At 53.2% G+C, this 19566-nt stretch carries 13 protein-coding genes; 9 read left to right on the forward strand and 4 right to left on the reverse strand.

The features are described from left to right. Nucleotides 1-162: 162 nt before the first annotated feature. Entirely contained in the window at nt 163-2154 is a 1992-nt protein-coding gene (locus ABHF33_RS00005) for an EAL domain-containing protein (RefSeq protein WP_348945041.1), read from the forward strand. A gap of 86 nt (nt 2155-2240) precedes the next feature. Continuing rightward, nucleotides 2241-2960 (forward strand): ribonuclease PH, encoded by a 720-nt coding sequence (gene rph / locus ABHF33_RS00010; RefSeq protein WP_348945042.1) that lies wholly within the window; start codon nt 2241-2243, stop codon nt 2958-2960. Nucleotides 2961-2993: 33 nt separating this feature from the next. Here the strand turns inward: rph and ABHF33_RS00015 are convergent, their stop codons facing one another. After that, the gene (locus tag ABHF33_RS00015) at nt 2994-5147 is read right to left on the reverse strand and encodes a DUF1631 family protein (protein WP_348945043.1); all 2154 of its coding nucleotides are present in this window, start codon (nt 5145-5147) and stop codon (nt 2994-2996) included. 278 nt (nt 5148-5425) lie between these two features. On the opposite strand from ABHF33_RS00015, the gene ABHF33_RS00020 reads away from it, so the two are divergent. From ABHF33_RS00020 to lysS, 3 genes are all read left to right on the forward strand, one after another. Further along, entirely contained in the window at nt 5426-10147 is a 4722-nt protein-coding gene (locus ABHF33_RS00020; RefSeq protein ID WP_348945044.1) for an NAD-glutamate dehydrogenase, read from the forward strand. Nucleotides 10148-10220: 73 nt separating this feature from the next. Beyond that, nucleotides 10221-11324 (forward strand): peptide chain release factor 2, encoded by a 1104-nt coding sequence (gene prfB / locus ABHF33_RS00025; RefSeq protein WP_348945045.1) that lies wholly within the window; start codon nt 10221-10223, stop codon nt 11322-11324. Between the two features lie 78 nt (nt 11325-11402). Further along, nucleotides 11403-12917, forward strand: a complete 1515-nt coding sequence (gene lysS / locus ABHF33_RS00030; RefSeq protein WP_432803945.1) for a lysine--tRNA ligase — start codon at nt 11403-11405, stop codon at nt 12915-12917. Nucleotides 12918-13069: 152 nt separating this feature from the next. On the opposite strand, the gene ABHF33_RS00035 is transcribed toward lysS, so the two are convergent. Then, nucleotides 13070-13384: an HU family DNA-binding protein gene (locus tag ABHF33_RS00035; RefSeq protein WP_348945046.1), complete on the reverse strand. Its 315-nt coding sequence runs from the start codon at nt 13382-13384 to the stop codon at nt 13070-13072. Between the two features lie 175 nt (nt 13385-13559). On the opposite strand from ABHF33_RS00035, the gene ABHF33_RS00040 reads away from it, so the two are divergent. The 4 genes from ABHF33_RS00040 to ABHF33_RS00055 all read left to right on the forward strand — a co-directional run bounded on the left by ABHF33_RS00040 (nt 13560) and on the right by ABHF33_RS00055 (nt 17629). Further along, nucleotides 13560-14780: an MFS transporter gene (locus ABHF33_RS00040; RefSeq protein ID WP_348945047.1), complete on the forward strand. Its 1221-nt coding sequence runs from the start codon at nt 13560-13562 to the stop codon at nt 14778-14780. Between the two features lie 9 nt (nt 14781-14789). Beyond that, on the forward strand, nt 14790-16727 hold the full coding sequence (gene mnmC, locus ABHF33_RS00045) for a bifunctional tRNA (5-methylaminomethyl-2-thiouridine)(34)-methyltransferase MnmD/FAD-dependent 5-carboxymethylaminomethyl-2-thiouridine(34) oxidoreductase MnmC (protein WP_348945048.1): 1938 nt from the start codon (nt 14790-14792) through the stop codon (nt 16725-16727). Nucleotides 16728-16906: 179 nt separating this feature from the next. Beyond that, entirely contained in the window at nt 16907-17209 is a 303-nt protein-coding gene (locus tag ABHF33_RS00050; protein ID WP_348945049.1) for a DUF2917 domain-containing protein, read from the forward strand. Between the two features lie 162 nt (nt 17210-17371). Further along, nucleotides 17372-17629: a hypothetical protein gene (locus ABHF33_RS00055; protein ID WP_348945050.1), complete on the forward strand. Its 258-nt coding sequence runs from the start codon at nt 17372-17374 to the stop codon at nt 17627-17629. Between the two features lie 9 nt (nt 17630-17638). Here the strand turns inward: ABHF33_RS00055 and ABHF33_RS00060 are convergent, their stop codons facing one another. Both ABHF33_RS00060 and ftsB read right to left on the reverse strand, forming a co-directional pair. Then, nucleotides 17639-19111 (reverse strand): PLP-dependent aminotransferase family protein, encoded by a 1473-nt coding sequence (locus ABHF33_RS00060; protein ID WP_348945051.1) that lies wholly within the window; start codon nt 19109-19111, stop codon nt 17639-17641. Between the two features lie 83 nt (nt 19112-19194). Then, on the reverse strand, nt 19195-19545 hold the full coding sequence (gene ftsB, locus ABHF33_RS00065; RefSeq protein ID WP_348945052.1) for a cell division protein FtsB: 351 nt from the start codon (nt 19543-19545) through the stop codon (nt 19195-19197). Nucleotides 19546-19566 lie beyond the last annotated feature (21 nt).

Consider the following 19566-nt stretch of genomic DNA (forward strand, 5'->3'; position numbering starts at 1 on the left):
ATGCCCAAGAAAATCGCGTCTTTTGGTCTAAATTTTATCCGCAGTGCTCGGGCAAAAGTACTGCTGATCCTTTTTTTTCTCAATTTATTGATTTGCATCGGCCTGACAGCCAGTATTTACCAGCAATTATCCCAAGCTCTTTTTTCTGAGCTTGATGGTCGCTTGCAAACTGCAGCCGATGCCATTCCTTACATTCTACCCGATCATTATATTGAGGCTGCCACCGACACCCCGCCACGGCAGCTGGGCAACTATCTGGAAAATACGGCCCGCCTGCACCAGTACGCGCAAAATTCCGGTTTGCGTTACTTATATGTGCTCAGCCTGGATGCGCACGGTCAGGTTGTCTATCTGGCCGATTCGGCATCGCCCGCAGAAATCGCCAAGCAGCACTTTGGCCACTTTTATCAACGCTATCAAGATATTGAACAGCACACCCTGAACGCATTAAAAACGGGAGAAACCCGCTACGGCCAGCTTAAAGACCAATATGGCCATTTTCGTTCCCTGTCACTGATACGCCAAACCAGCAATGGAAAAAACTATCTGCTGGGCGCAGATTTGGCCTCTAGCACGGTCAATCAACAGTTGTGGGATATCCTCTCCAAGACTTTGTGGCTGGGCTTTGCCCTGTTGATGATAGGCTCGATAGTCTCCTGGCTTTTGGCATCCAAGCTGACAGAGCCGCTACGCCGTTTTAGCCATGCAGTGCAACGCTTTACACTGGGCGAATTCGATTTGCGCATGCCAGTCAAATCGCGTGACGAGTTGGGCAATCTGGCAACTGCTTTTAATGCCATGGGCGACGCACTCACCGCCCGTGAGCACCTGCTCAGACAATTGGCCTTTGTCGACCGGATTACCGGCCTGCCTAATCGCACCCGTTTTGTCGAAATCGTTCATCAGCACATTGGCAATGCGCCACCGCCCTTTGCGATTGCCATGATGAATATTGCCGACTTTCACTATGTCAATGATTGCTTCGGCTTCTCCGAAGGAGACAATGTGTTAAGGGCCGTCGCTGATCGCTTAACTCTACTTAAACCATTACCAGTGCTGGCGCTAGGGCGGGTTTCGGGCAATGATTTTCTGCTTCTGCTCCAATGCCGCGATCAAAATGAGCTAATCGAGATCATTAGAAAAATCGAAAAAATACTGTCAGAAGCGATTGTCATTGATGATCATCGGGTAAATCTGGCCATGCGTTTCGGGGTAAGTTGCTACCCAGAGCACGGCCAAGATCCTGAGGCTCTGCTGCGCCAAGCCGAAATCAGCATTTTTTCAGCCAAGGAAGAGTGTCAATTCTGTATTGTTTACTCGCCATCACGAGAAGTGGACCGGCAAAGCCAGTTCACATTAATGGGGGATTTGCGCGAAGCGATTGAAAAAAATCAGCTGATTGTGCAATACCAGCCCAAAATACTGCTCTCAGACATGCACGTCCATGGGGCTGAAGCACTGGTGCGCTGGCAGCACCCGATCCGCGGATGGATCCCACCCAATTTATTCATCACTTTTGCCGAGCAATCGGGCAAGCTGCGTACCATTACCGAATGGGTGATTAAAGATGTTTTGCGACAGCAACAGGAGTGGCAATCAATAGGGCTGGATATTTGCGTATCCGTCAATGTGGGCGTGGGTGATGTGGAAGACGCGCAGTTTGTCGACTTTATTGCCCGTCAAATTGCCGATTATGAGCGTGGTATCAATTTATGCCTAGAAATTACCGAAACTGGTGTGATGCGACAACCCGATCTGATGCTGCAAAATCTAAATCGCTTGCGCCAGCTGGATATCAAATTATCAATTGATGATTTTGGCACAGGCTACTCCTCGTTTGCTTATCTGGCCAAGATGCCAGTTAACGAGCTTAAAATTGACCAGACCTTTGTAATGGCCATGAATAGCACGTTTGAAAGCATTTCAATTGTTCGATCCATGATAGAACTGGGACATATTCTGGGATTGAAAGTGGTTGCCGAAGGCGTTGAAACGCTGGCTTGCTGGCAGGCCCTTTCGGTGATGGGTTGTGATGAGATACAGGGATACTTTATTGCCCAACCCATGAATGCAAGCCGCTTTACCGATTGGCTACAACATGATTTAAAGCAACTCAATCTGTTCTCACTCCCTAATATGGCCGACAAATTGTGACGCCCATTTAGTTAACGCTAGCGCAATCATCGATAGTCACTGCGGTATACTGGGCGCAAGACCAACTTATCGCAAGGCAATACACAATGCGCCCATCACAACGCCAGCACAATCAGCTCAGAGAAGTTCGCCTCACCCGTCAATATACCTGCCACGCCGAAGGCAGCGTACTGGTTGAATTTGGCCAAACCAAAGTTATTTGCACTGCCAGCGTCGAGGAAAAAGTCCCGCCTTTTCTTAAAGGTAAAGGCGAAGGCTGGGTCACCGCCGAGTACGGCATGCTGCCACGTTCGACAGGGAGCCGAATGAAGCGCGAAGCTGCGGCAGGCAAACAGAGTGGGCGAACTCAGGAAATCCAGCGTTTAATCGGTCGCAGCTTGCGTGCGATCGTTGATCTCAAGGCGCTGGGTGAGCGCCAGATCACGATTGATTGTGACGTCATCCAAGCCGATGGCGGTACGCGTACTGCCAGTATTACCGGTGCCTACGTAGCCTTGGCCGATGCAATCAATGGCCTGGTCAATAGCGGAAAATTAAGCAGCAGCCCCATCCGCGAAGCCGTTGCGGCGATTTCGGTGGGCGTAGTTGGCGACACCGCAGTGCTGGATCTTGATTACATCGAGGATTCAGCCTGCGAAACAGATATGAATGTCGTGATGACTGCCTCGGGTAAATTCATTGAAATTCAAGGCACAGCAGAAGGCGAAGCTTTTAGCCGCCAACAAATGAATGAATTGCTTGATCTGGCAGAGTCTGGGATTGCCCAGCTTGTTCAGTTGCAGCAACAGGCTTTGGTAAGCGCCTAAGCGTTCAGTAAGCGTCGATGAGTGAGCATGACTTTAGCTTAGATCACTCATCACGCCCTGCATGGCTCTTTCAAGCAAGGAGCCTTCCAGAACCAAGCGCTTCATTTTGCCTTCCCTAATCACCGTTTCGAGTTCTGACGCCAAAAAGGCTTGTCCTTTGACATTTTTGTTGGTGAACAAATAGCGGGTACCTTGGGGGCTGATCCATGACAGGCGCAAACGAACAATCTCGCCTTCGCCGAGCACAAACTCAACCCACTCACCTTTTTCGGGCAAGATGGATTTAGCTTCATTTTCCAGCGATGGATCAGGTGCAATACAGTCATCGACTGCGCTTGATGCAGGTATTTCTTTGGTTTGGATTGACTGAGGCGATTGTGTGCCACCCAGTTTAATGCCATTGCGAATAGCTGCCGCATGACATTGGACCAGATCCGAGAAAAAGTCCTGTGCCTGAGCCTTGCTCAAGCCAGCTTCAACGGCGCCCTCTTCCAATGTTTTGAGCATGGTCGGTAGCAAATTTACCATTTTAAACCGCTCATCCGGCCCGGCCTTGGGCAGAACGCTCCAAAGCAAGTCATCCATCGCCTGCAGGCGCTTGGCAAAGCCAGGCGCGGATTCACCCTGCGGGCCATAGGCCAGTTGTAAGGATTTTATCCAGGTGTGAGCCAAAAACCGAGCAATGACCTCCGGAGCATCCTGATGCTGCGCTAAACGCTGTGCAACCAATTGTTCGGCGGTCACCTGCGCCAGCTCAGCACACTCCTTGGCAGCCAATTCATCTGCCTCGGCAGAAATCAATTGCGCTGCAAGTCGCTCTTGCTGCTCGATCAGCTGACGTAGCTGCTGCAATGCATCGCTAAACACGGCTATATCTTTGTCGTACTTGCGCAGTAGTTCGTTAACAATGCCAGTCAGGGCATCGTAGCGCGGCATCCCCGTTTCCAGATCTTGGGCGTCCAACGACGCATAAGCCAGCTCATCGAGAAATAACCGAGCCGGATGTGACTTCTGCGAGAAAAACCCTGTATCGAGCATACCCACTTTGAGCACGGGGATTTGCAAGCGCCCTATCAGGCTCTTCATCAACGGAGAAAGCCGTGGGTCATCAAAAATATGCTCAAACAGCATCGACACCAGCTCAAGCGTCATCGAATCAAGCTGAGGTAATTGCTTTGCCCAACCCGAATCGCGCAGCACTCCCAGCAGATTGTGCGAAATAGGCCCGCCATCTTCATTACTGAACGCGTCATGCGCAGGCGCTTTTCTTTGCAGAATATCCAAAAAAGACAGCCAACCATCGGCGTGGCGTGCGCCACCCATCGCTGATTCACCAGCCTGGGCCGCCAGTATGCGCCGCCCTTGCGACAGCAAATTAAAATGATCGCTTAATTGCTCAAAGCGCTGATGCGCAAGCAAGGCTTCATCGGTAATGTGGCCGGCCTCGGCACTGCTAGCTTGTGTGGCGTTAGGAGTGCTGGCAAGGCCTGAATCACGCGCGTTTTGTGGCGCCGTTTTGCGCGCAGAACGCCTTTGATTGCGTGGCAAAGGCTCTACATTCTGACCGATCAAATACTGATTGATTTGGTGGTAGACATTGGCAACCTGGCTGCTTAGCTCATTTTCGAACTTCTGCATGGCAACCAGCCTAGCATCCACGCCAGTTTCAAGCTGTTTACACGCTTGCAAGAAGGCATCACAAATCGCCTCTGGCGACATTGGATTAGCTGACTCATCGTCTTTGGAAGCCAGCAGCCTTGCAAAGCGCATTTCAAGCTGATCGAGCTCCTCCCCGCCTTGTGACTTGATCCGTTTAACGATCTTGTCCGCAGTCAGATTCTCTTCATATTCTTCATTGGCAACCAGGCTGAGCTGATCCGGATCTGCATTCACATAGAAAAACTTTTGCTCTGCATCACTTTTTTGCTGCACATTCTTGTTGAAAGCAACACTGAGAAAGCTGGCAAATTGCGCAGCCAATTGGGCTCGTTTGTTATGTGTTTCGATCCGCGCGGCAAAGAAATCGTCGCGCTGTTTTCGATCCAGACTTTTGTCTGCCAGCTCAAAATAGGTGTCTTCAAGTTTGGCAAAGAAATGATCCAGCGATTCGGTCAGCATCTTGATCGCTAGATCGCGGCATGCGAGCAGCATGGGATCTTGGGTTTCAAGCTGAGGGTTTCGTGGCATTTTGCTGTGTGGCTTTGGCTGGATCATGGTATCACCCGCTTTTTGACGCATCTGGCATATATTAGCAAACAATAATATACAACAGTCTACCGTTAGTCACGTAGCTTCGCCATTTCAGCGCTTTGAGCAACAATTCTTTGTTCTGGCAAAGAAAAACACATGCCCAAAAGCACGTGCCGTCGCCAACAAAACCCAAAAGGACATACCCAATAATCCTAGTAGAGATTCGCTATTTAAAGCACTAAAGTTCAAGAAAATCTGACCCAAAGGCAGTCACTATGAACAGCGTAGAACGATTCAGTGCATTGATTGAATGGCTGCAACAACAGGGCCTGCAACAGCCGGCACATCTTGTTGAGCAGTATTTTGGCGATATTCCGGACGACGAATGGATGGAGCGCGACATCGCTGACTGGGGAGGCGCATTGCTAGCGCACTGGCGCTTTGGGCAGCATCGTACTGCAGCACAAACACTGATCCGGATTTACAACCCCAATCAGGCCGAACATGGCTGGCAATGCAGCCATACTGTCATCGAAATCGTTGCTGATGACATGCCTTTTCTGGTTGACTCGGTGGGTATTGCGCTGAACAGCTTGAAATACAACGCCTTGACAGTCATACACCCCGTACTTCGTTTATCGCGCGATGAGACGGGCCTAGCCGACTCCTTAAAGGCCACCGGCATTAAAGAGTCCTGGATGCACTTCGAGATCACCCGGATCAGTCAGCCAGAGCACATTGCCGCGCTATACGAGCAAATTGCAACGGCGCTCGCGGCAATTGGTGCATCGGTCAGTGACTGGAAAAAAATGGCTGATTGTGTCACCGACCTGCTCGAAGACTATAGACACAAGCAACATGCCCAACCCCAAGCCATTCTGAAGGAAAGCATTGCGTACCTGGAATGGCTGCTGGCAGGACATTATGTCTTTCTTGGTCTGCGCAAATACCAGTTCGTTGACGGACAATTGATGTTGCAAGCCAATAGCGGGCTGGGCATTTTGCGCGATCAGGGCGCACCCGAAGTCTCCAAAATATGGTCAAACCTGAGCGATGAATTGCGCTCGATCGCCTACGCCAATGAGCGGGTACTGATGCTCACCAAATCGGATCGGCGCTCGATCATCCATCGTCCGGCATATCTGGATACTGTCCTTGTGCGGCAATACGATGAACAAGGCCGCATCGTCGGCGAAACCAGAATCGTCGGTTTGTACTCTGCCAGTGCCTATACGGCTCAACCGCGCCAAATTCCGGTGTTGCGGCAAAAAATCGAATCGGTTATCCAACAAAGTGGCGCTGATTTGTCAGGTTACCGGGGAAAAACGCTGCTCAACACGCTGGACACCTACCCGCGCGACGAGCTGATTGAAATCGAAGTCCCCGAGCTGAGCCGGATTGCACAAGGAATTGTGTCGCTTCACGAGCGCAGCCGGGTTCGCGCCTTTTTCCGTGATGATATTTACCGGCGCTACGTTTCGGTCATGGTGTTTGTGCCACGTGACAATTACAGCACTGAAGTGCGCGTCAAGATTGAAAGCCTTTTACTGGAAAAACTCTCGGGCTATAGCGCAGAGTACACCGTGCTTTTGGGGGATGCGCCGCTAGCGCGGATTCAATACATCATCCGCCGTCCGCCAGAAGCCCGCAGCGCTTATGACGCCCCGGCCATCGAGGCACAGATTGCCCAGCTGGCGCAGCGCTGGACCGATGCACTGCACCGCGAGCTGATCCATGCACACGGCGAAGAGCGCGGCGCCCAACTGTATCAGCTTTATCATGCGGCATTTAATGCCGCCTATTGCGCTGATTTTCTACCCAGAATTGCAGTGCACGACATCGATGCACTTGAACAAAGCCGAAACCAGAAAAAACTGACCGTATCCTTGGGCGCAGGCCATGTGCTCGACGCCAATATCTGGCGCATCAAGCTGTACCGGCATCAGGCCATTGAATTATCAGACTGCCTGCCTTTGCTCGAAAACCTGGGCTTGCGCGTACTTGATGAGCGCCCTTACCAGATTCACCTACCGGATGGCGAGTCAATGTGGATTATGGATATTGGCGTTCGGCTGCCCAAAGAAGCTTCACTGGAAACGCCACAAGAACGCCAAAGACTGGCCGACAGCTTTATCGCACTATTTAATAACGAAGCCGAAAATGACAGCTTCAACCGCCTCACCCTGCTCGCTTCGCTCAACTGGCGCGAAGTGCTGGTGCTGCGTGCCTACGCCCGCTTTTTAAAACAGCTGGCGCTGAAATATGCAGTCGAAACCATCGCCGACTGTTTGATCAAATACACCGTGCACAGCAAACAGCTGGTGAATGCTTTTATGCTTTTGCAGCACCCTACCGAGCATCAGGAAGGGGTAGCCGAAATTGTACTGGAAGAAATCGAGCAGGCCGCTAAAGTAATGCCCAATGTGGATGAAGAACGCATCCTCAGCGGATTTGTGCAGGCAATTCGTGCCACAGTGCGCAGCAATTTCTTCCAGCTCGCCAATGGGGCCCACAAACCCTACCTGTCCTTAAAAATTGCCTCGCCCCAGATCAGCTTTATGCCGCAACCGGTTCCCATGTGCGAAATATTTGTCTATTCGCCGCAGGTAGAGGGGGCGCACCTGCGCGGTGGCAAGGTGGCTCGTGGCGGCTTGCGCTGGTCGGATAGGCGCGAAGACTTCCGCACCGAAGTGCTGGGCCTAGTGAAGGCACAAATGGTTAAAAACACCGTTATTGTTCCTGTTGGCTCCAAAGGCGGTTTTATCGTCAAAAATCCACCACTCGAGCGGGATGCCTTAATGGCTGCGGGTGTGAGCTGTTACCAAACCTTTATCAGCGGCCTGCTTGATCTGACCGATAATCTGCAAGATGGCACAGTCATTCCACCCAGCAATGTTCGTCGCCGTGACGGCGATGACCCCTACTTGGTGGTGGCAGCGGACAAAGGCACGGCCACCTTTTCCGACATCGCCAACCGCATCGCCCAGGATTATCAATTCTGGCTTGATGATGCCTTTGCCAGTGGTGGCTCGGTTGGCTATGACCATAAAAAAATGGGCATTACCGCCCGTGGCGCCTGGATTTCAGTCGAGAGATCATTCCGCGAGCTGGGGCTGAATACCCGTAGCGAGCCATTTACCGTTGTCGGCATTGGCGATATGTCGGGCGATGTATTCGGCAACGGCCTGTTGCGCTCGCCGCACACCAAATTGGTGGCCGCGTTTGATCATCGCCATATTTTTATTGACCCGAACCCTGACCCGGTGAGCAGTTTCATTGAGCGTGAGCGCCTTTTTGCCCTGCCCCGCTCAGCCTGGGCCGATTATGACGCCAAGCTGATCTCCTCAGGTGGCGGCATCTGGCCGCGCAACGCCAAAAGCATTGTTCTTTCGAGCGAAATGAAGCAACTGCTGGATACTGACGCCGAGCAGCTCGAACCTAATGCGCTGATCCAGCTTCTTCTAAAAGCACCGGTTGATCTGCTCTATAACGGCGGCATCGGGACTTACGTGAAAGCCAGCACGCAAAGCAACGCCGAAGCAAACGATAGGGGTAACGATGCTGTGCGTGTTGATGGCCGCGACTTGCGCTGCCGAGTGATTGCCGAAGGTGGAAATCTGGGCTTTACCCAATTAGGTCGCATCGAATACGCCGCCAACGGGGGGCGCATTCATACGGATGCAATCGACAATTCCGCCGGGGTTGATTGCTCAGACCATGAAGTCAACATCAAAATTCTGCTCGGCAATCTAATCACCAGTGGCGACATGACGCTTAAGCAACGCAATGAGTTGCTGGCCAGCATGACCGATGAGGTCGGGCAGCTGGTCTTGCGCGACAACGAGTTGCAAACGCTGGCTATTTCGCTTGAGCATCGACACGCCAAATCATTGCTCAGCGTCCACGCACGCATGATGCAAATACTGGAAAAAACCGGAAAACTTTCGCGCAGAATAGAATATCTGCCCAGCGATAGCCAGATCGCAGAGCGTCAGGCTGCAGGCCTTGGTTTGTATCGGCCCGAACTGGCGGTGTTGCTGGCCTATGCCAAGCTGGTTTTAAACCAGGATTTGCTCGCAGAAACACTGGTCGATCAGGAGCGCTGGAATGAGCGGCTGCAATTCTACTTCCCTAGTCCGCTCAGAAACCAGTTTGCCGACGCCATCACGCGTCACCCATTGCGGCGCGAAATCGTGGCGACCCTGTTAACCAACCATGCCATCAACCGATTTGGCATTAGTTGTGTTTTCAGGCTGCAAGAAGAAACCGAGCACAGTGCCAGCGAAATTGTTGATGCACTACTCACTGCACAAAACCTACTGGATGGCGAACAACTCGCTTGCGATGTTGAGGCGCTGGATGGCAAGGTGCCCTCGGCGGTGCAAACCGAGCTGCAACTGCAAATTCGCCGCTATTGCGAACGTGTCGCTCGCTGGCTGCTGCAACACCCACTCACACCTGCAGAAAGTGATCATCTGCACGCCTGCGCTGCACTGACACTACCCAAAGCGCCGGAGTGGCTGGCGTCCAGTCCGCGCTATGAAACGCAAAAAGTCCAGCTCTTGGCCGATGGAGTTCCCAGCGGATTGGCGATGAATGTGCTGGTTCTGCAAGAAATCCAACCCCTGCTTGAAATGGCGCGACACGGCAATGACACCGGACAATTGGCAGAAAGGCTTAAATTGCATCTGGCGCTGGGCGATTTACTGGAATTTAACTGGCTGCATGGTGCAATCGAGCAATTACCACGCGACAACCGCTGGCAAACTTTGGCACGCATGGCCGTACGGGACGATCTCAGCCAACTGCAGGCATCGCTCACCAGCCATGTCTGGCAATGTCACGGGCAGGCCGATTGCCTGATGCAATGGCAAGGCGAAAATAAAGCCGCCATTGACCGCATTCTGGCCATGTTCAAAGAGTTGCGTAATCTAACCCCTGATCTGGCGATGATTTCTGCCGCGATCAGGGAGCTGCGACACCATTTATGCGCCTGAAAAATTGCCCACAAAAACAGGCTCCGGGCTGATATAATTGACGGTTTTGCACCAGCGGAAAGCGGATCATCGCATGGAAAGCGAACAGCTAAACCAGATTGAAAATCAGCTCAAAGAGCTAGCATCACGCGCAGACGAACTCAAGCGTTACCTTGATTACCCGACCAAAGTTGATCGGTTGGAAGAGGTAGTACGCCTGTCTGAAGCACCAGAAACATGGAACGACCCGAAAAAAGCCCAGGAAGTGGGCCGCGAGCGCAAATCGCTGGAAGACATTGTTCTGGTACTCGATCGTGTCACCGGCGGCGTTGCCGATGCGCTTGAGCTATTTGAAATGGCCAAGATGGAAGATGACTTTGGCACCGTCGAAGTCATCGCCGGGGATTACGCCGAGCTGGAAGCCGAAATTGCCAAGCTGGAATTCCGCCGCATGTTCAGCAATCCGATGGACCCGATGCCGTGCTTTATCGATATCCAATCGGGCGCTGGCGGCACCGAGGCGCAGGATTGGGCTGGCATGCTATTGCGGATGTACGTCCGCTACGGCGAGCGCAAAGGCTTTGGCGTTGAAATCATGGAGCAATCGGACGGCGATATCGTCGGCATCAGTCAGGCCACGATCAAGCTCACGGGCGACTACGCCTACGGCTTCCTGCGCACTGAAACCGGCGTTCACCGTCTGGTTCGCTGCTCGCCGTATGACTCGAACAACCGCCGCCACACCTCGTTTGCCTCGGTATTTGTTTACCCGGAAGTGGACGACAGCTTCGAGATTGAAATCAATCCGGCTGATGTGCGGACCGACACCTATCGCGCATCAGGCGCGGGTGGTCAGCACATTAATAAAACCGACTCGGCAGTTCGCTTGACGCACATTCCGACCAACACCGTCGTGCAATGCCAGAACGACCGCTCGCAGCATAAAAACCGCGACGAAGCATGGAAAATGCTGCGTGCCAAATTGTACGAGCTCGAACTGCGCAAACGCATGGAAGCGCAGCAATCACTGGAAGCGACCAAGTCCGACATCGGCTGGGGCCACCAGATTCGCTCGTATGTCTTCGATCAAAGCCGCATTAAAGACCTGCGCACCAGCTACGAGGTGGGCAATATCAAAGGCGTGATGGATGGCGACCTGGATGGCTTTATTGAAGCGAGCTTGAAGCAAGGCGTTTAAGACTTAATAATGTGGCAGATACATGCAGGTGTATCTGCCGCAAGACTATACATACACTAATTTGCAGGGATATACCCCATGTCAAACCCAATTACAGAAGATCAAATCGTTCAGCAGGACGAAAACCAGATTATTGCCGAGCGCCGCGCCAAACTGGCTGCGATTCGCGAGCGCGGCATTGCTTTTCCGAATGACTTCAAGCGCGAACATTTAGCCGCCGATCTGGCTGCACAATACGGCGAGATTGAAAAAGAGCCGCTCGAAGCGCAAAAAGTTGAAGTCGCCGTTGCTGGCCGCATCATGCTCAAACGTGTGATGGGTAAAGCCAGCTTTATCACCATTCAGGACGTTTCTGGCCGCATTCAGTTTTACATCAGCGGTCAAGCCGTTGGTGAAGACGTGTATGCCGACTTCAAAACCTGGGACATGGGCGACATCGTAGCCGCACGCGGCACGCTGATGAAAACCAAAACCGGCGAATTGTCGGTGCACGTGTCTGAATTGCGTCTGCTGACCAAATCGCTGCGTCCATTGCCGGAAAAATTCCACGGCCTGACCGATCAGGAAACCAAATACCGTCAGCGTTATATCGACCTGATTACCAACGAGCAATCGCGTAACACCTTTATCAAGCGCAGCAAAATCGTTCAACGCCTGCGCGAATTCATGGTTGAGCAGCGCTACCTTGAAGTTGAAACGCCGATGATGCACAGCATCCCAGGCGGCGCAACGGCCAAGCCATTTGTAACGCACCACAATGCGCTCGATATGCCGCTCTACCTGCGGATCGCACCTGAGTTGTACCTGAAACGTCTGGTCGTTGGCGGTCTGGAGCGCGTGTTCGAGATCAACCGCTCTTTCCGTAACGAAGGCATGAGCACGCGCCACAATCCGGAATTCACGATGATCGAATTCTACGAAGCGTACGCCGATTACCAACGGATGATGGACATGTCCGAAGGCATTATTCGTGCCTGCGCGATTGAAGCCACCGGCCACGCCGTCGTTGAATATCAAGGCAAAACGGTTGATTTGTCTAAACCGTTCGCGCGCTTCACGATTGCCGGTGCGATCAAGCACTACAACCCAGAGTACACCGACGAACAACTGAACGATCGCGCTTTCCTGAAAGCCGAAATCGCACGTCTGGGCGGCAAACCCGTGTTGACCGACGGCATCGGCGGCCTGCAACTGAGTCTGTTTGAAGAAAACACCGAAGGCAAACTGTGGGAACCAACGTTTATCGTTGATTATCCGGCTGAAGTGTCGCCACTGGCACGCGCCTCAGACACCCAAGCGGGCATTACCGAACGCTTCGAGCTGTTTATCGTTGGCCGCGAACACGCCAACGGCTATTCAGAGTTGAACGATCCGGAAGATCAAGCGGCACGTTTCCAAGCGCAGGTTGATCTGAAAGAAGCTGGCGATGACGAAGCGATGCACTTTGACGCCGACTATATCCGCGCGCTCGAACACGGCATGGCGCCAACGGGTGGCTGCGGCATTGGCATCGACCGTCTGGTGATGTTGCTGACCGACGCGCCAAGTATTCGCGACGTGATTTTGTTCCCGCAAATGCGTCTGGAAGACTAATACATCCAAGGGTATTGCCCTGCAGGGCAATTCTGAATTGATTTTCAAAGCAATACCTAGCAAAAAACCGGCCTTGGCCGGTTTTTTTATTGCCACAACTTCAGCGACATGGAGCTAATCTGTCGCGCCTTGCGCGCCAAAAGAGCCGAAAATTATTCGGCGGCTTGAGCGGTTTCTTGTGAGGCCACCGCGTCTTTCAGTGCTTTGGCGGGCGTGAATTTCAAGACTTTCTTGGCTGGAATTTGCACCGCTTCGCCTGTGCGCGGGTTGCGCCCTACGCGTGCGTCGCGGGCCTTGAGCGCGATCTTGCCAACATTGGGCAAGGTTACATCGCCGCCGCCACTCACCGTGGCCGTGATCACTTCAGACAGCGTATCGATCAATGCCGCAACGGATTTTTTACTCAGCTCCGGGTGCTCGATGCTGGCCAGATTATGCACAATCGCGATCAGCTCTGTTTTTGTCATCTTTGTTCTACCCTTGTGAATTGATATGGGCAATTATGCCGCAGCGCCTCTGGCTTGCGGTAAAGTTTCTAGAATAATTCGCGCCTTTTTTGCTCAAAACCATGTCATTGTAATTTTTACCAAGCATTCTGCTCCTGATGCTGGGAAAATAGCGCTTTGCTTGTTCGAGTGCTTCATGGCAACTGCCTCTACCCCCTCCCATCTGAGCTGGTCTGCGCTGCTGTTTCCGCTGGCGCTGGTCTTGTTCGAATTTGCCACTTATATCTCCAACGACATGATTTTGCCCGGCATGCCCGCCGTGGTACGCGAGTTTGGCGCCAACCCCACGCTAATTCCTTCTGCCATGACGGTTTGCCTACTCGGCGGCGCGAGTCTGCAGTGGCTGTTGGGACCATTGTCAGACCGAATTGGTCGCCGCCCCGTCATGCTCGGCGGCGCGATCTTTTTTACGCTGTCGTGTTTGGGCATTTTGTGGTCACAATCGTTCTCGGTCTTTCTGTTTTTCCGTTTTCTGCAGGGTATGGGGCTGTGCTTCATTGGTGCTGTGGGTTACGCAGCAATACAGGAGAGTTTTTCGGAAGCTATGGCGGTTCGCGTCATGGCGATGATGGCCAATGTGGCCTTGATTGCGCCGCTGATCGGCCCCGTCGCAGGCGCTGCCGTACTGCAGATTGCCGACTGGCGCTGGATTTTTATCGTCGTGGCCATCACCTCGGCGCTTTCGCTAATTGGCTTATGGCTCAGAATGCCGGAAACATCACCCAAGCTGGCCTCGCCGCTGCGGATCGGCACGCTGTGGCAAGACTACAAAATGGTCTATCAGAATCGCCGCTTTGTGTTTGGCGGGCTGGCGCTGGGGCTCAATTGCGTGCCACTGCTGGGCTGGATTGCGCTCGCGCCAGTGATTCTGATGCAAAACGCCGGGCTTTCGACGCTGGATTACGGCCTATGGCAAATCCCCGTTTTTGCCGGGCTGATTGCGGGCAATATTATTCTGGCGAAATTTGTCACGCACATTCCCATTCAACGACTGATCCAGCTAGGCACCTGGCCAATGATGCTAGGGCTTTTTGCCGCACTTTACTTGCTGTACGACGCGCAAAACTGGCTCTGGCTGGTGTTTGCCATGGGTCTGGCCTCGGTGGGCATGGGTATGATCAATGCAGCGCTTTACCGGCTAACCCTGTTTGCCAGCGACCAAAGTAAGGGCACGGTCGCTGCAGCGCTGGGCATGTTCAATATGGTGGTTTTTGCAGCTGGCATCGAGCTGTTAAAATGGAGCTACGCCCACTGGGGTAACGCCAGTTTTACCCTGATTTGTTTTGCTTGCGGACTGATCGCCGTGTACGCCCGGCGTGAATTTCTACGCGATACGCCCGCTCACAGCACCGATTGAACGACACCGATGACCATTACTCCTGCCTCGCTGGAATACGCCTCCGACGGCACCACGCTTTTTTCCAGCCGCTTTGACGATGTCTACCACGCGGCGCACGGCGCAAGCGCGCAAGCGCACGCCGTTTTTCTGGCTGGCAATCAGCTGCCGCAACGCTGGCAAGGCAAAAAATCCTTCACCATTATTGAAACCGGCTTTGGTCAGGGGATCAGCTTTCTGTGCACCTGGCAGGCCTGGCGCAATGATCCGCACCGCTCGGAACGGCTGCACTTTCTATCAATAGAACAATTCCCGTTCCAGCGGGACGATCTGGCCATGCTGCATCAGCAGCACCCCGAGTTTGCCGAGCTATCGGCACAGTTGCTCGCACACTGGCCGCACCTCACGCCCGGCTTTCATCGCATCTGGCTTGACGATGGCCGCGTTAGCCTGACTTTGCTGTTTGGCGAGGCACTCGGCATGCTGCATGAGGTTGTAGCAAAAGTGGATGCCATTTATCTGGATGGCTTTTCACCGAGCAAAAATCCGGATATGTGGTGCCTACCGGTATTCAAAGCGCTATGGCGGCTCTGCAAGGCCGACACCACACTGGCAACTTACAGCGTGGCAGGTGATGTACGTCGAGGCTTAATTGAAGCTGGTTTTAGCGTGAACAAAGTCAGTGGCTTTGCTAATAAGCGGCAAATGCTGATCGGTCAGTGTGCCCGCCTACCTCGTCCGCCGCGCATTGTGGCCCCCAGCAAACCTTATGCACCCAAGACACAGCACGCAATTGTCATCGGCGCTGGCATTGCTGGCTGCTCAATTGCGGCCAGCCTGGCTCAACGCGACTGGAAAGTGCAACTGATCGAGGCCGAATCAGCCATTGCGCAGCATGCCTCAGGCAACCATGTCGGCCTGTGCCATCCGACATTTAGCAAGGACGACAATGCGCTGGCACGACTATCCCGCGCAGGCTTTGCACTGACTCGCCAGCAATTGCTGCGTCTGGGCACACAGGCAAACTCCGTGGTTCACTTTGGCCAGCAAGGGCAATTTCAGGTCGCCAAGGATGACGAGCAGGAAGCGCTGATGCGTGATACAGCAGCCACGCTTAATTTTCCGCCCGAGCTGCTGCAGTATCTGAGCGTTGATGAAGCCAGTAAAAAATTAGGCAGCCGCCCCAGCCGTGGCGGCTGGTGGTTTAGTGATGCAGCATGGGTTAATCCGGTCAGTCTATGCCATGGGTATATTCAGCAATGTCAATCCAGCATTGATCTACAGCTCAATACCCATGTAGAAAATATCGAATACACCGCCGGATTGTGGCGGCTGTTTGATGCCAAGCAGCAGCTGATCGCCCAAACCGAAACGCTCATTCTGGCCAATGCCACTGCGGCAAATGCGTTAATTCCGAGTCATACGCTGCCGCTAAGCCAAAGCTGGCGTGCCGTTACGCAAATCCCCGCGTCGGCGGTGAGCGATGAGCTACCCGGCTGCTCCGGCTCAGCTTATCTAACTCCGGCCTGGCAAGGCTGGCGCAGCTTAGGGGCCGCTGCTTATCAAGTCCCCGATCTAGCGGGCGCCCGCCAGCACAATCTGCACAATGTGCGCCATATCCTGCCCGAGCTGGCAGCGCCCTCACCAGAAAACACCAACACCCGCATCTGCGCGCGCCCCAATTCGCTGGATCGCTTGCCGCTGATTGGCCAGCTGCATGCCGCCGTGGAAGATGTCCAGCAAAGGCAAGCCATTCACCAGCTGTTTCAAATGCCGCGCGAGCCCGGCTTGCTGCTTGCGCTGGGCTTTGGCTCGCGCGGCATGAGCTGGCATGCACTGGCAGCCGAAGTGATTGCCTGTCATCTCAATCAGGAGCCACTACCGCTGGAACGTAGCCTGCTTAACGCTATCGATCCGGCGCGTTTTATGCTGCGGCAACTGCGCAAAAATGGCGCCACGCAGGGCTAAACAGCAAAGCTGTCAAAAATTGTAAAACAGTACTACTGCGATTTCATGGTTACAGTTGCCGATTTCTGCGTAAGTGTTATCGCTGCAGCGATACAGTTTTGCGTCTGATCAGCACGGCCTGATCAGCGTATTCTCTTTACATCGCCACCAAGCTTTGTACGACTCAGAGGAGAACGATCATGCACGCCTTTCAATTACCCCAAGCCAGCCTGTCCACCCTGAATGGCCACGCCCAGCAATGGATTGAATGCGAGCAAGGCATGATCTGGCTGAGCGACGATGGTCATGATGTGGTACTTGAACGTGGCCAGCGCTGGCAAATCCGCAGCGACAATACCGTCGTCATCGAAGCATTTGCCCATAGCCGTATCAAGCTGGAACAAGAAGCAGGCCTGGTTCCCGGCGTTGCACAAGCGGCAAAACGGCAGTTGCAACAGTTTTTGCAACCTTTGCTGCAGCGCCACAACACCAAGACTGCATAAAACCTTGCAAATCAGCACCCTATCACCGCCCTGCCACTGATCGGCACTTTGCCGCCGACCACACAAAAAAGCTTACTTAGCACCAAAAAGCGCCGATAGTGAAATCACTGATCGGCGCTTTTGCATTGATGCCAATCCCCGGCGCAGATCGAAGGAGGCATCATGTCACGTCTTCTCACTCCGCTGCTGGCCCTTGCCTTGCTCAGTCCCGGCGCTACCCGGGCCGAAAGCATGATCGAGCTGTTACTCCATATGAATTCGGTGATTGAAGAGCGCTGCGGCAACCGGCTCGATGTAGTCTGGGTTGACGAGCGCGGCCAGAATCCACCGTGCTATATGGCTTACTCAATGTCCTGCGTTGAATTTCAGACCCCGCACCCGCAAAGTTGCCTGGTCATGATGCAGAACCTGCCTGATTAGGCAATCAGATCAGGCAGTCAGGTCACTCGAGTGCGGCTGAGCCAATTGTAGGCGAGCCAATTCGCCCAGGCGCGCAATGGCTTTTTCGTGCTTGGTCGTCCAGGCTTCAACACAGCAAATTCGCAAGCAGTTGCGGTAGCTGTGGCTGGGTGAGAACAACACGCCAGGCGTAAAACTGATTCCTTCAGCCAGCGCATGCTGCAGGAGGGTAATGGTGTCTATGCCTTTGTTTAGCTCGACCCACAGTACATACCCCCCTTGCGGCATATTCAGCCGCGTATCGCTGGGAAAGTGCCGCTGGATGGCATCGACAGCATGATTCACCTGCTCGGCACAGCTTTTGCGCAGGCGGCGCAAATGGTGATCGTAGCCGCCAGTTTCCAGAAACTTGGCAATCGTTCTTTGCAGCAAAACCGGCGTTGAATAGGTATTAATAAACTTCAGCTGTTCGATTTTCTTCTGCCATTTTCCCGCCAGCACCCAGCCAATCCTAAAACCCGGTGCCACAATCTTGGTAAACGAGGAAATCAGCATGACATTGCCCGTCTGATCAAACGCCTTGGCCGGGATAGGCCGATCGCCGCTATAGCAGAACTCGCCATAGATATCGTCTTCAATCAGCGGAATGCCACGCTCAGCCAGCAGTTGCACCATTCTTTGCTTGTTTTCATCGGGCATCAGACTGCCCAGCGGATTGGCAAAATTGGGCAGCACGACACAGGCTTTGACTTCGCCATTGCGCGTCGCCAGCTCCAGCGCCTCAATCGAAATGCCGGTTTTGGCATGGGTGGGGATTTCCAGCGCTTTTAGCTCAAAGCTTTCCAGAATTTGCAGTAGACCAAAATAAGCAGGTGACTCAATCGCCACCACATCGCCCGGTTTAGTCACCGCGCGCAAGCACAGATTCAGCGCCTCAATCCCGCCTTGGGTAATAATGATCTCATCAGCTTCAACCTGCCCGCCCCAAAGCAGCGAGCGGCGGGAAATTTGGCGACGCAACTCGATGTCGCCTTGCGATTCGCCATAATCGGCGATCAAGTCAGGCTCTTGCCGCCCTACTTGAGATAAAAGACGCTGAATTTGCTGATTGGGGAATAGTTTGGGCGACAGAATGGCCATCCCCAGATCAACCCTGATCTCTTTATTCAAGCGCCACAGCGCTGATGGCGTGAGCAGCGGATCAATAAACACATGCGATGGATTTTTGGGCGGCGCGGTAATTTCGGGAATTGCCATGCTACGTTTTTGCCGCACATAAAACCCAGACTGCGGCCGCGCCTCGATCAGGCCGCGATCTTCCAGTTCGCGATAAGCCTCCATCACGGTTGAGAGGCTGAGCTGCCGTTGTCCCGACAATTTGCGGATCGAAGGCATTTTCTCGCCCACACGCAAAACCCCGGTTTCAATGGCTTGTGCCATTTCTTCAGCAAGCTGGATATAGAGTGTCTTGCGTTGCAAAGGGGCTTGGATTGTCTCGGACATGGTGTACTCCTTAAGTCAGAATACTATAACCGAAGTCCAGCGGGGATAACAGATAGCGAGAGGTGGCAGTTGAATGAAAAATGTTACGGTACAGTTTTACCCTGCTCGGCCACTGCAGCATCACTGCTCTCACTGGCTGCCGATGCCGGTTTTTTTGCAGCGGCGCGATCAAGCACCTGAAAGAACACTTCATCGCCACGAATCATGCCCAGCTCATTGCGTGCACGCTCTTCAATCGCTTCGGTGCCGGTTTTCAGATCTTTCACCTCGGCATCCAGTGCAATATTGCGCTCTTTCAGTTTGGCATTTTCAGCCTGGCGCTGAGTCAGCTGGCTATCGAGCTGCCAGACTCGCATCCAGCTGCCCTTGCCTATCCACAATGGCCATTGCAGGGCAATAATCAAAACTGCAAATACCAGCGCTAAAATTCGCATTGAAATGACAAAATCCGCTTA

It is taken from the genome of Chitinibacter sp. FCG-7 (assembly GCF_040047665.1).
GTDB classification, from domain to species: Bacteria; Pseudomonadota; Gammaproteobacteria; order Burkholderiales; family Chitinibacteraceae; genus Chitinibacter; species Chitinibacter mangrovi.